Source organism: Neobacillus drentensis (genome assembly GCF_036965245.1).
Lineage (GTDB): Bacteria > Bacillota > Bacilli > Bacillales > Cytobacillaceae > Neobacillus > Neobacillus drentensis_G.
Genome location: NZ_JBALPG010000182.1, coordinates 1 through 13,824 on the forward strand (window position 1 = coordinate 1; position 13,824 = coordinate 13,824).

Sequence of the window (13,824 nt, forward strand, 5' to 3'; positions counted from 1 at the left end):
ATTCTCTATTAATCTGAAGTCGAGTGGAGTATGAAGGTCAAAAAAATATCCGGCCATAGGCCGGACAAAAAATATATATTAAAAGGGGGATGAAAGGCTATGAAAAGATCATGTCCGTTTCATGTAATTATCTTAAACCCTAGAAATGAACAAATTATGAATAAACAATTAATAATTGAAAAAAATTTTTTCATGCGATGTCTTATTTTTAGATAGAATTACAAAGTAGATAACAAAATTTAACTGTAGTTTGCTAGTTTTATCGAGAAGGTACTAATTAAATGTGAAAGTTAAAGTAGAGAAAGTACCAATTATTAAGAGTTTATAAAGAAATCTAGAGCGGTAGTTTGTCATGATTATAATGGAAATTGAAAGAGGGATAGCTGATGAGTGAGAAAGAAACTATTTTACTAGTGGAAGATGACAAAGAAATCGCGCGAATTGTCTGTGACCACCTAAGGAAGGAAGGGTACAGGGTGACATGGGCGTCAACTGGTAAAGAAGGCTGGGAGGATTTCAAGCACGACCGATATGACCTTGCTTTAGTAGATTTGATGCTTCCAGAAATGGATGGGTTTACGCTTTGCAAAACGATTCGCTTGGAAAGTGATATACCATTGCTGATCGTAAGTGCTAGACATGAGGATGAGAATAAAATCCGTGGGCTTGACCTTGGGGCGGATGATTATTTGACAAAGCCATTTAGTTTGGTGGAGTTGAGTGCAAGAATAGCTTCCCATTTACGGCGCTATCGCCGCTATACGAAGAAGGATCATAATGGAAGCATGGTTAACTTTTTGCACGGACTTTCTATCGACTTTTCAAAAAATGTCGTGTACTTGAATGAAGAGCCGCTGCTGCTTACATCGAAAGAAGAGGATTTACTCTATCTGTTAGCAAAAAATCCGTTTAGAACGTTTACGAAATCGGAACTGTATGAGCATATTTGGCAGCAGGACGATATGGATGGAAATAACACGGTAACGGTTCATATTAAAAGCCTTCGTACTAAACTGCAGGATGAAACGCGATCGGCCAAATTTATTCAGACCGTCTGGGGTGTAGGCTACCGCTTTATAGGTGAGCAAGCAGGATGAAAATTAAATATTGGTTAATGATAAGTTACTTTCTTGTCATGCTATTGCCGGTTGCCGCCCTCTATTTCCTGTATGTCACCATCAGTCACTTCGATCAAAAGCAGGATATGATTGAGTTTATGGAAGTGAATAAGAAATTAATCGAATTAGAACCCGTACTAAAGGATCCATCACTCTATCAAAGCCAACAAAAAACCAAATACAAAGCCATTCAGAAGCTTGCAAGTGAAACAGTAAAAATATCATTGTTTCGTTCTGATGGACCGATGTTATTTTCCTCGATTGAGGATTCCATTCCAAGCTCCAGTGATGTAGACCATCTTTACAAAGATTTAAATGAGGTAAAGAAAAATCTGCGAACTTATATTGTGAAAAAGCCTGTATTTGCAGAGGGAAAGCTTGTTGGAATTTACGAGATTACGTTTGGCCGCAGCACATGGGTCGAGGGAGTAAACCATCGTTCTTTGTTGCTTTTCATTCTATTTTGTGGTTTTTTTATCCTCATTTATGTCGTTGTCGTCATGCTCTTAAATCGAAAGTTTAATCGGCCGTTGCAGCATTTACGGTCGCAAATGACGGCTTTTGCGAAAGGTCAGCCTGTACAAATGGAAATTAGAACAGGAAAGGATGAAATTGGTGAGGTACTTACACACTTTCACCAAATGAGGTCACAGTTGGAACAAACTCAGTATGAGCTTTCTCTTCAGCAAAAGGAAAAGGAGTTTATTGTTGCGGCCTTATCCCATGATTTAAAAACACCGCTAACCGTTATTCAAGCTTATACAGAAGCATTGCAAACTGAAAATATGTTATCTAAAAAAGAAAAGCAGGAGTACCGGACGATTTTATTTGAAAAGCTTGCTTATATGAAACAAATGCTTGATGATTTAGCCGTCTATACAGCACTGCAATCAGTACAGGAAAAGCCGGAATTGGTCGAAGTAGACGGTGAGGAATTCTTCGACATGCTTTTATCGGGCTATGAACAGCCATGTAAAAAAAAGGGTATCAGATTGGATGTATTTCAATGTGTTCAGTCTACCTATGATGTCAATGTCAAACAGATGATGCGGGTAATGGATAATTTGATGGCGAATGCCATCCGTCATACTGATCCAGGGAAAAGAATCTGGCTGGCAGCGATTTCACCGGATACGGCTCTTCCGGATTGGGTATTCCCGCCATTTTTTCAAGAACTAAATGCTTGGAGAATGGGTGGAACACCACTCATTATTCAAAATCAAGGAAATGCTATTCCGATTGAAATGCAAACGAGCATTTTTCAACCTTTTGTACAAGGTGAAGGGGCAAGAGGAACTGGCGGCAGCTCAGGTCTCGGTCTAAGTGTAGCAAAAATGCTGGTTGAGGCGCATGATGGAAAAATAAAGCTTTGGTCAACAGCAGGATATGGAACATTAGTAGCTTGTTGGCTAAATGAAAGGAAGGTTACGAGAAATGAAGATTAAAAACTTACTAATTGGTACAACGTTATCTATCGGTTTATTAGGAGGATGTTCTGGAGAACTGACTGCCTCTGCAGAGGAAATTGTTTCAAATGTACTAGAAGCTGACAAGGAAGTTGATGCCTATTATGGCAAAGCTGAAATGAAAATCTACACGGGTAAAGAGGTCACTGAGAATATAATTATTGAAGAATTTGTCAGCAATGACCAAAAAAGAAAAGTGATAACAACTGATCTTAAAAAAGATAATCAACAAACGGTTGCATTTAACGATGGAAAAAAGCTGATTACTTACGAACAAGGAAGTGATACAGCTATGAGTTTGTCATTTTCAGATGAGGAAGTCCCAGTCTCGATGACCCCGAAAGAACAAGTAACAAAGATGCTTGAGGGATTGGGGAAAACCCATACGTATGAAGTGGTGGGAGAGGAAAAGATCCTCGGTCTTGATACATACCATTTAAAGGTAAAAGCTAAATCGAAGAATTCCATTTTAGGTGATATGGAATTTTGGGTAGATCAAAAAACTTGGTTTGTGGTGAAGTCGATTACCTATTCAGGTGAAAACCGATCTGAAACGGAATACAAAAAGCTGGACTTCTCTCCTAAATTCGCTAACGATACCTTTACTCTAAAGCTGCCAGAAAACGTAAAAGTCGAGAACCTAGATAATAGTTCTCAGCCAACGACCGGGACTGTCGCAGAAGCAGAGAAAGCGCTGGGGGAACCGTTTCTTATTTTTGATGAAAAGACAGCAAATTTGGATAGAGTAGAATGGCTAGACCTAAAGGGAGAATTGAATCGAACCGAGGTAACGATTTATTATAAGACACCTGAAGGATCCACCTTTAACTTGTCAATTTTTCCTGCACCGAAGGAAAAGGGTATGGAGATAGAAGGGAAGGATTTGAAAATTCGCGGACAGCATGCGGGTTATATGGAAGAAATTCGCATGGTAACCTGGGATGAAAACGGGATGCGCTATTCAATTATGATGGATCAACCTGATCTTACCCTGGAAAAAATGAGTCAATTAGCTGAAAGTATGCATCTTTCCACAAATAAATAAGGCATTAGAAAAGAGGTTCCGCGGTTTCAAGGCACGGAAGCAGTGCAACATGATTAATTTTGGCAATAAAGGGTGAGTGGAATGAGTTTGACAAATAAATACGAGGGGCGTGTGATGTCGGATTTAGAGGTCGATGAATACATCATTACGATTGCGGGGGGAAGAACAGCTCCAACCAATTGGGTGATGAATTTATTTCCTGAGATTTCCTGGCTAACAAAGGATAACATGCCAATCGTTTTCGTCTTAACCAATCACAGAATTCTTGTGTATAAGTTACATTTAGACTCCGAAATCACATTGGCGATGAGTGTTCATAGAAAGGATATAAAGGACTGTATTGAAGCGAATGGCCCGCTAAACGGAGCGATTCAATTAACGTTGAAAGACAGTCAAACCTTTAAATTTGTTCTTAAAAAGGATTGCGTCCCCGAGATTGTGCTAGAACTTCAAGAATAACGGATAGAAAAAAGGAAGTGAATTGAAATCACCTCCTTTTTTTATTACATAAAAATCAGCCGAACAGTGACTGGCTGTAAGTGGAAGAGAAAATTGTGATGGTAATTTTGTCCTGAATATAATGGCGTAATTCACTTGAATAATGAATCCCTTACTCTAATTTGAGTCCCTTTTGTCCGAAGGCAAATTCCCAGAAGGAGACTCTCCTGATGTGTTATGTACTTGGTTCAAAAACAGAATGTCCACCAATCTTCAATTTTTATAGTCACTGTTCATTTTCCAACCGACTTTGCCACTAGAGCTGCGTAGGCTTTAGCTCCTTTTACATTTAAGTGGACACCATCAGGTGAAAAATATTCATTATGCCCTGCACTGGCGGCATACCAATTAACCAGAGTGGTATTATCGAATTTTTCGGTTACTTCTTTTAGAGTATTGTTTACATCAGTTTCCCAAGGACGTGGGACACGGGTATTGATGAAAATAATTTCTCGATCATTTCCAATTAATTCAATCATCGATATTAATTGATTCTTAGTAAATGGGCCATTTGTGCCTAGTTCGATAATTACAGTATCCCCTAATGTCCCATCTTGCTTCATTTTTTTAACTATATTCACTGCTTGAGACATTTGACGGCCTACTTTTCCATCCATATTTATAGAAGGAAAATATTCAGTTAAATAAGGGGCAACATCAAGTAATATGGAATCACCAATTGCTGTCACCGTTTCATTTTTTTCGACAGAGGGTTCTGTTTGCGTAAGTTTATTTTCACCGTCTGGTTTTGTTAGCTCTTCTTTTTTTGAATGAACATCAGGGGAAGGAGGTTCCTTTTTCTTCTGTTCTATTTTTAATTGATTATTAGAACGATCTTCTTTAATTGCAGCATGCGTTTCCTCTTTTTTATCTGTTTTTGCAATAGTCACATTGTGAATAGCTATAAATGAGAAAAGGATTATTAGCACACCTCCCCCAAGGACAATCCAACGTCTAATAATTAAACGATTAAGAACCGATTTCTTCGTAGCAATTCTTCTCCACGTTTTTTTCAATCCTTCTCGGCGTATTGGATTTTCGATAAATTTCCATGATAAAGAGGCCAATACAATAATGCATGTTAATTGGAATATGACTCTGCCAATCGAAATTCCTGTCGTATTTATTGCTGGACTAGTTAAAATAAGGACGGGATATTGCCACAAATAGATGCCATAGGAACGGACACCAATCCATCTTAGTGGTTTAAAATTAAAGACTCTACTAATGCTGTTAGCTGGATGAACGAGCACGGCAACTAATAACATAGAAGCAATTGATAATAAAACCATCCCTCCTCGGTATAGGAAAGGGTCATATTGATTGGTAAGTCCAACCATTAAAAGGATCACTACAAGCGCAATTGTCCCGATTAAATTAAGGACAAGTCGTAAAGCTAATGGTACTTTGGCAGCAAGCTTTTGACTTGGCCAAACAAGAGCAAGTGCAGAACCTATTAATAGAGAAAAAGCTCTTGTATCAGTCCCGTAATAGACTCTACTTGGATCCGATCCGGGTTCATATAATATGGCCATTGTTAATGAAGAAATACCGATTAAGGTGAGAGTAATAAATAAGATTGAACGTTTAGAGATAAAGCGTAACCCGAATGTAAGCAACAATGGCCAGAAAAGATAATACTGTTCTTCTACTGCTAATGACCAAAAATGAGTTAATAATGATGGAGATTGAAAGCTATCAAAATAGGATTGGTGATGAAAGATGTACCACCAATTACTAATATATAGTAAAGCAGCTAGAGCATCCGCTTGCAATTTTTCTAAAAGATGATGATGAAACAAGCTTACCCAGCCAATTATGATCACTAACATTGCGAGCATGGCTGGAAGTAAGCGTCTAGCACGGCGAATCCAGAAATTTTTTAAATTAATTCTTCTTCGCTGTTCCCACTCAGTCATTATGATATCTGTAATAAGGTAGCCAGACAGCACGAAGAACACGACTACACCTAAAAAACCTCCAGATGCCCAAGGGAATCCAATATGATAGAAAATGACAGAAAGCACTGCTAAACCTCTTAGACCATCTAATCCTTCTAGGTATCTTCTGTTTTGCACTTTAGGGTTAGTCGTCATGGTCTTTCACCCTTAAATCCAAGTCAGTGTTTTTTGTTTGAAATCTGTTTTTTAAAATAGGTAAGTAGTTCATAGATGATTTTTCCTTTCTATTAAAAAATACATATTTAAATGATGAAAATAACGATCATGCTAATGACTAAAGTAAATTCAAAGCATTCCCTCACCTCAAATGGCAGATATGGGGGATAGACCGTAAAGAAGACAAAGATAAGGTTAATTTTTTTGGTGGATGATGTAAAGTTTTTTGAACCATCTGATCTAAACTATGTACGAATCGATATAAGTTAACCTTTTTTTTTGTTATAAATTGTATAAGTTTATGTTAAGACTGAACTTTCTTCATTAAAAAAGGGTGTCTCTTTCCTTGATACGTATTCTTTGTTGCATACGAAAAATAGACGCACGGCATAAAGAAAAAGTTTAACCTACTTTTGTATGGGGATTTTTCAATAAAAATTAGACTTTGCTATGTAAACTGCCATTAATTAATGTGGATAAAATAGAACAAAGGGGGGCCTCAAAGAAATCAAAATAAGGATATCCCAGAAAAAAGTGTCAGACCCCTCAACCTACAATATATAGCTGATCTTCACTTGATAATCAGCTGTAAATTGAGTGTTGAACGTGGGGTCAAACCCTTTTGGGATATCCTTATTTCTTTTATCCTAGGAAAAGGTAAGTGTCAAACTGTCTTCTCCTAGTGGATGCTATTTTATATACTCATCACTAACCAGAGCGTCTTTTAGGACGTCCGTAGGGATGACAAATTCAACAATACCCATGTAACCAGGAGCTACTTCGTATTTGTCAAAACTAATGACCAATTTGTTATGTTCGTTAATATAGAAATTTTGATCGGGCTTTATTTTTTCAAAAGTGTCTAGTGGATCATTATCTTCTTTATTTGGATTCTTTACCCAGTAAGTTAAGTCAGAGTCTTGTTCCATTTGTGTAATCATTTGCTTTTTAATTTCATTGCTAATCAAATCCACATAGGCATCATTTTTAAATAGGCTTGGCAAAGTGATAAGCAGCTTATTTTTCTTATCAATCGTGTCAAAATGGAACGTTGTTGATGACGATCCGACTGTGTTTACCGTATAACGGCCAATGGATAAGAGTTGGTCAGTATCGGTTTTTACTTCGTATCCATTCTCTATGCCTAAATGTCCGCCGCCACTTTCTTTTAGATCTTTCATATCAGCCTGAAAGTCTTGATAGAGTTCTTCACTTTCTTTTAGATATTTTTGATTTAATGTTGATTGTAATTCTTTATTATCAAGGTTATTAATCGCAGGTACTTTAATATCTGCATGGAAGGTTTCCTCATCCACCTTGTATTCTCTAAATGTTAATACTTTCACCACATTTTTTAGAACTGGAACATCAGCCATAGTCATGGCAAATGTCTGACTTGAATTTATTCCTCCAATAAAGATAGCAGCAGCTGCTGCTAGTCCGACAGCCACTTTTGTCATTATGCGCTTCTTAGGCTTTTGTTTTAGTGCCTTTTTAACAACAAAGTCTAACTGACTAGGGATAGGAATATCATTATACTCTTTCATTAATGCCTCCATTTTTTTATCCATTATATCAACCTCCCATATAGGAAATATCTTTCATTTCTATTCGAAGCATTTTAAGTCCTTTATATAAACGAGTCTTAATAGTGTTTTCTTTTTCATTTAGAACTTCAGCTATTTCACGAATTTTTAGGTCTTCAAAAAATTTAAGAATAATTACAATTCGATATTTTTCAGGCAATTCATTAAGGAATCTGGTTAAATCAACATTTTCATAAGTGTCATTCTTTTTGGGGCTAAAAAATTCTATAGTATCATCATCCACTACCATTTCCTTTTTCTTTTTGCGTAATAAATCTAATGATGTGTTAACTACGATGCGAAAAAACCAACTTTTTAACGCTTGAGAATTTTCTAAGGTATGAATCCCTTTTAGGGCTTTATGGATTGACTCTTGAATAATATCTAAAGCATCTTCTTCATTTTTAACGTAACTATAGGCTAATCGATAAAATTTCTCTTTGTTTTCCAATACGAATTCTGCAAGTAATTCTTCTTGATCTTTTTTGTTCATCGCTTGGCACCTCCTTTTGGATTCTATAAAAAAGACGCCAATTAATAAAGAAAAAGTTTTTGGTATTTGTGATTACGATAAAAAATCAACAAAAGAAAAGCGAACAGTGACTGTCACTGCTCGCTAGACCCAGTCTCATTTAAGATTTCTGGGAGGGTGGTAAAATATGAAAAAAGATGAATTATATCTATTGCTATTAATTCAAACGTACTAAAAGATTTATTTAGCTTAAGTGATGAATTTCCTAATGAGGCACTTTGTTTAAACAATGAGGATGGGAGAAAGGAAATTACTATAGTGAACGTGAAGTGAAATCATTACTGGAAAAATTTGAAATGGAAGGAGACGCTGTGGTTATTTTTATAAAAAAGTTTTGGAGTTACAGGAAAAGTTTAATGAATTAATCTAGTATAGGTACCTCCCCCTATGTTAGGACTTTAACTCATTGAGGGTCAGGCACCTTTTTATGAGGACTAGGGCCGTTTCTTTTATTTTCATTGTATATGAATTATTTATTCCTCTTCCGTATATGCTTCTACTGTGATTTCTCTGCACTCCCAGCATTCAGTTCTGTTCCTCTCCATAATTGATAATTCCTTTCCACAAGAAATGCAAATATCCATAGGTAAAGATCCCCCTTTCAAGTGAAAATGTTTTATAAATATATGTGTGCATATATTCAATTATGCTTCCTTTTTTCTCCCTATGTTTGATCAAAGCATCAGTCCTTTTTTTCGCTACACAATTCACCGTTTGTGTTGAGAAGAAATTGTGTTAGGCACCTTCTTTAGAAGGAATAGGGAAATTTATGTTAAAATATCCATAGAAAATCCGGGCGGTGCCTATGGACCGGACTACTCTTGAAGTAGTTTATTGAGTCTCTGTGTAAGGGAAGGATTAGATGACAAATATTAACGAAATAGCTAAGATGGCCGGTGTGTCAGTGACGACTGTATCAAGAGTTTTAAACAACCATAAATATGTATCTGAAGAAAAAAGAGCCATCGTTCTGAAAGTTATTGACGAAATGAATTATACCCCTAATAAAAATGCGATCGATTTAATTCGTGGAGAGACAAGAATGATTGGCGTCATCATTCCATATAACAACAATCAAGCTTTCGATCAAATGTTACATGGAGTGCTTAATCAATCTGTTGAGAAGGATTATTCCATTACTGTCCTCCCAACTAAATACAATAAAGATAAAGAGATAGAGTATCTTTCAATGCTGAAAAATAAATTGCTCGATGGAATAATCATCACGTCTAGAACAAATAATTGGGAGTCGATAATCCCCTATACTAATTATGGTTCAGTAGTTTCATGTGAATATACGAATCATCCAGAGATAGGATGCTCCTATATAGATAGATACGCCTCGTATCTTGATGCTTTTCAATACATTAAAGATAAAGGACATAGTAAAGTAGCCTTTACAACAGTTAGAGGAATGGAAAGCATGAGTACAAGTCAACTTATTACAGCTTATAAAGAAGTATTTGGAGAACTTCAAACCGAGTTTTACCTATCAGATTGTTCTAGTTTTAAGGATGGATATAATGCCGGAAAGAAGCTGTTAAGTCAAAAAACAAGACCAACAGCAATCTATGCAAATGGGGATGAAGTGGCTGGTGGGATGTATCAGTATGCTCAATCTATCAATATGAGAGTACCCGATGATTTTGCAATCTTAGGACAAGAAAACCAACCCATAGGTATTGGAATGGGGATTTCTTCGGTAGATCATCAATTAATTAAGGTTGGTGAACAAGCTTTTGATCTTGTCATCAACAAATCTAGACAAAAAATTGAAATACCCTATAGAATTATCGAACGTTCATCGATTTAGCTATTGACCTGAAATCCATTTCATATTTTATCCTATTCTTAACAGATAAAATATGGGAGGATGAAGAGAATGTATAGTACGTTTATTTTTGATTTAGATGGGACGATTATCGATTCTGAGTTGATTGGGCTTACAGCATTACAAGCAACATTAAAGGAACAAGGAATTGAAAAAAATTTAGATGAACTCCGTTTTTCACTAGGTATTCCCGGTCTGACGACATTAGAAATATTAAATATTGCTGATATTCCAACCACACTTGAATCTTGGCTAGAGAAGGAAAAACCCTTAATGAAAAATGTTCCTATTTTTGAAGAAATTATTGAGGTGATTAAGGGGCTTCCTAAGGCCGGTATTGTAACCTCTAAAACTGCTGATGAAATGAACCATAGCTTTTATTTATTAAATATCGATCATCATTTTCACTCGGTTGTTTGTGCGAGTGATACTGAAAAACGTAAGCCTAATCCGGATCCATTAGAACTAGCCCTGAAGTTGTTAGGCTGTAAAGCGGACGAAGCTATTTATATAGGTGATTCAATATACGATATGCAATGTGCAAACGCAGCTGGAGTAGATTTTGGTCTAGCATTATGGGGGGCACGAACTACATCAGGATTTGAAAATGCAAAGTATATTATTGAAAATCCTAAAGATATTCTCAATTTGATTAATAAATAGAGATAATGGTGTCTGACCCAAGTATGTTAAAAGCGGTCAGGCATTTTATTTTGAATACTGCAGTTTATGCCTGAAAAACTTGGTTGTTCTTCGACAAGTTCCGGCTTGTGCCAGGCACAAAATCACTTAATGGATTTTCTATAAAATTTATAGTTCATTATTATTTATGATGTGGTTAGCAGTATGATAAGTTAATGAAGTCTTTATTTTTTTCGTAATATGGTGTATAAACAGAAATAGTATTTGTGGAATTTTATTAAACTAGATAGCGGAGGATATAAAATAATGAATAACTTGCCTAATTGTCCAAAATGTCATTCAGCATATACTTATGAGGATGGAAATCTTTTTATTTGCCCAGAATGCGGTAATGAGTGGACTGAGGAAATGGACAATAGTAAAGATAATAAGTTAGTTAAAGATGCACATGGAAATATATTAAACGATGGTGATACTGTCACAGTCATCAAAGACCTTAAGGTAAAAGGAAGTTCATCGGTTTTAAAACAAGGTACTAAAGTAAAAAATATACGTTTGGTTGATGGAGACCATAATATCGATTGCAAAATTGAAGGTTTTGGAGCAATGAAATTAAAATCGGAATTTGTTAAAAAAGCATAAATAGTTTCAATGGAATAGGCCCTAAATCGTTTCATTAAATACCATTTCAGAAAAGCCTCATTTAGACTATCTACGGTGAACCGTATCATAGGTAAATGAGGTTTCTTTTTTATGGGTTTGTTGAGTTTTATCTTTAAATTTACGGAATATTGATAAGTAAACAATAGAGATAACACCTGAAATAACTAAAGCGAAGTAAAACCCCATACGTTGGTCGGTAACGCTTAAGGAAAATATAATTAAAATCAATGTTTTTAAAATGAAAAAATAAATAGAGATGATGGTCTGACAAGGCTGACAAAGAAATGTTAGGCCCATTTTCCGTATCGTTCATAGCCGTACCATAAATAAATGCGTTTTTTTATTGAATAATTTCTAAAATTTCCTCTTCCTGAGCGGTTAAATAATTGAAATGGATTTTTATTTTGTAGTTGACAAAATATTTAACTACTACTAAAATTAAAAATTATTTGGAAATAGATATCGCTATTAAAAAAATTTAATAATTAGCAAGCTATGATTGCTATGGATCACACTATAGCAGGAGCAGCTTCTGGAGAGACCGTGGGAATTCCACGGCGCCGAAGGGTTCACAATCTCAGGCAAAAGGACAGAAGAGTACTGAATATCTATTTGTTATGCTAATAATCGTTAGCATGACAAATTTTATTTGTTATTCTTATGACCACGAGATTGGAGGACATCCAATCTCTTTTTTTATTTGGTTTTCTTTATTTCTTATCGTTTCACACTAAAAATATTCAATTAATTTTAAGGGGGAGTTAGGATTGGCACAGCAAGAATTAAAGAGGGATTTAGCAAATCGTCATGTTCAACTAATCGCAATTGGCGGAACGATTGGTACTGGATTATTCTTGGGGTCCGGTAAAGCCATACAACTGGCAGGCCCATCCATCATCCTTGCTTATTTAGTCGTGGGTATCGCCCTTTTTTTTGTTATGAGGGCGCTAGGAGAACTCCTGTTGTCTAAAGTAGGATATATATCTTTTACAGACATTGCCGAAGACTATCTTGGACCACGGGCAGCGTTTGTAACCGGATGGACATATTGGTTTTGTTGGATTATGACTGCTATGGCTGATGTTATTGCTGTTGGTGTATATGTACAATATTGGTTTGATATCCCACAGTGGATACCTGCAATCAGCTGTTTGATCATTTTATTAGGACTCAATCTATTAACTGTAAAGCTTTTTGGAGAATTGGAGTTTTGGTTTGCTTTAATAAAGGTAATAACGATTCTTGCATTAATTGGTATTGGGGTTAGTTTGCTGATGATGGGATTCAAGACAGATGCAGGCACGGTTACTATTAATAATCTTTGGGAACATGGGGGACTCTTTCCAAACGGAATTTCAGGTTTCTTACTTTCATTCCAAATGGTTGTATTTGCATTTGTTGGTGTGGAATTAGTGGGTGTTTCGGCAGCGGAAACATCCAATCCACAAAAAAACATTCCATCGGCCATTAATAAAATTCCTTTAAGAATTCTTTTTTTCTACGTTGGCGCACTTATCGTCCTATTATGTATTAATCCATGGACGGAACTAAATGCAGCAGAAAGTCCTTTTGTCAAAACGTTTAGTTTAGTCGGGATTCCGATTGCCGCAGGAATTATTAATTTTGTCGTATTAACTTCAGCCGCTTCTGCTTGTAACAGCGGAATGTTTTCAACAAGTCGAATCCTATATAATTTAAGCAATAATGGCCAGGCGCCAACTAATTTTGCAAAACTGAATAAAAATCATGTACCAGGGAACGCGTTATGGATATCAACGCTTGTTGTTTCAGTGGGAGCTCTTTTGAGCAAGCTTATTCCGGAACAAGCTTTTGGAATCGTGACAACCATTAGTGCCATTTGTTTTATTTGGGTTTGGGGTGTTATTCTAATTTGCCATTTAAGGTTTAAGAAAACACGTCCGCATTTACATGCAAAATCAAAATTTAAAGCACCACTGACACCATTTATTAATTACGCTGTTCTATCGTTGTTTGCTGTGATTCTCATCATTATGCTGTTTGCTGAAGAAACACGTCCGGCCTTAATGTTGACACCTCTATGGTTTATTCTATTATTTACTTTGTATTCATATAGAAGAAAGGAAAAAAATATTAAGTTATCAGCATAGAATCAACAATTAATTGATGCCTGGCCCCGTATGCTAAACGGCCGGGGGCAGGTAAAATTCGGACAAGGCAAGGAGGAAAAAGCAAGATTGAGTCTGAATACAGGTCTCATTCGGACAGGATAAGGCAAAAAAAGCTTGATCTTGTCTGAAAGCGAGCCTCATTCGGACAGGACAAGGCAAAAAAAGTGAGATCCAGT

Annotated in this window: 11 protein-coding genes and 1 riboswitch; of the genes, 8 read left to right on the forward strand and 3 right to left on the reverse strand. The window is 36.2% G+C overall.

Features of this window, described 5'->3' with window-relative positions; translation table 11 throughout:
* Positions 1–386: 386 nt before the first annotated feature.
* The 4 genes from V7150_RS24580 (at position 387) to V7150_RS24595 (ending at position 4,088) form a co-directional block, all read left to right on the forward strand.
* Complete coding sequence (locus V7150_RS24580) at positions 387–1,097, forward strand: response regulator transcription factor (protein ID WP_335523496.1); 711 nt, start codon at positions 387–389, stop codon at positions 1,095–1,097.
* Positions 1,094–2,563, forward strand: a complete 1,470-nt coding sequence (locus V7150_RS24585) for a sensor histidine kinase (protein ID WP_335523498.1) — start codon at positions 1,094–1,096, stop codon at positions 2,561–2,563. Before V7150_RS24580 ends, V7150_RS24585 begins: the two co-directional genes overlap by 4 nt.
* Positions 2,553–3,629 (forward strand): LolA family protein, encoded by a 1,077-nt coding sequence (locus tag V7150_RS24590; RefSeq protein WP_335523500.1) that lies wholly within the window; start codon positions 2,553–2,555, stop codon positions 3,627–3,629. The genes V7150_RS24585 and V7150_RS24590 overlap by 11 nt, the downstream gene beginning before the upstream one ends.
* Positions 3,630–3,710: 81 nt before the next feature.
* Entirely contained in the window at positions 3,711–4,088 is a 378-nt protein-coding gene (locus V7150_RS24595; RefSeq protein ID WP_335523502.1) for a hypothetical protein, read from the forward strand.
* A 272-nt stretch (positions 4,089–4,360) separates the two neighbouring features.
* Here V7150_RS24595 and V7150_RS24600 read toward each other — a convergent pair whose 3' ends face one another.
* The 3 genes from V7150_RS24600 to V7150_RS24610 form a co-directional block, all read right to left on the reverse strand.
* Entirely contained in the window at positions 4,361–6,223 is a 1,863-nt protein-coding gene (locus tag V7150_RS24600) for an acyltransferase family protein (RefSeq protein ID WP_335523505.1), read from the reverse strand.
* A 710-nt stretch (positions 6,224–6,933) separates the two neighbouring features.
* Entirely contained in the window at positions 6,934–7,815 is an 882-nt protein-coding gene (locus V7150_RS24605) for a DUF3298 and DUF4163 domain-containing protein (protein WP_335523507.1), read from the reverse strand.
* A 4-nt stretch (positions 7,816–7,819) separates the two neighbouring features.
* On the reverse strand, positions 7,820–8,323 hold the full coding sequence (locus V7150_RS24610; RefSeq protein ID WP_335523509.1) for an RNA polymerase sigma factor: 504 nt from the start codon (positions 8,321–8,323) through the stop codon (positions 7,820–7,822).
* 901 nt (positions 8,324–9,224) lie between these two features.
* On the opposite strand from V7150_RS24610, the gene V7150_RS24615 reads away from it, so the two are divergent.
* From V7150_RS24615 to V7150_RS24630, 4 genes are all read left to right on the forward strand, one after another.
* Positions 9,225–10,175 (forward strand): LacI family DNA-binding transcriptional regulator, encoded by a 951-nt coding sequence (locus V7150_RS24615; RefSeq protein ID WP_335523511.1) that lies wholly within the window; start codon positions 9,225–9,227, stop codon positions 10,173–10,175.
* Positions 10,176–10,244: 69 nt separating this feature from the next.
* A complete protein-coding gene (locus tag V7150_RS24620; RefSeq protein WP_335523513.1) occupies positions 10,245–10,856 on the forward strand; it encodes an HAD family hydrolase in 612 nt (203 codons plus the stop codon).
* 285 nt (positions 10,857–11,141) lie between these two features.
* Positions 11,142–11,477, forward strand: a complete 336-nt coding sequence (locus V7150_RS24625; RefSeq protein ID WP_335523515.1) for a zinc ribbon domain-containing protein YjdM — start codon at positions 11,142–11,144, stop codon at positions 11,475–11,477.
* A 543-nt stretch (positions 11,478–12,020) separates the two neighbouring features.
* A riboswitch (glycine riboswitch) is annotated at positions 12,021–12,101 on the forward strand.
* A 164-nt stretch (positions 12,102–12,265) separates the two neighbouring features.
* Positions 12,266–13,627: an amino acid permease gene (locus V7150_RS24630; RefSeq protein WP_335523518.1), complete on the forward strand. Its 1,362-nt coding sequence runs from the start codon at positions 12,266–12,268 to the stop codon at positions 13,625–13,627.
* Positions 13,628–13,824: the final 197 nt, after the last annotated feature.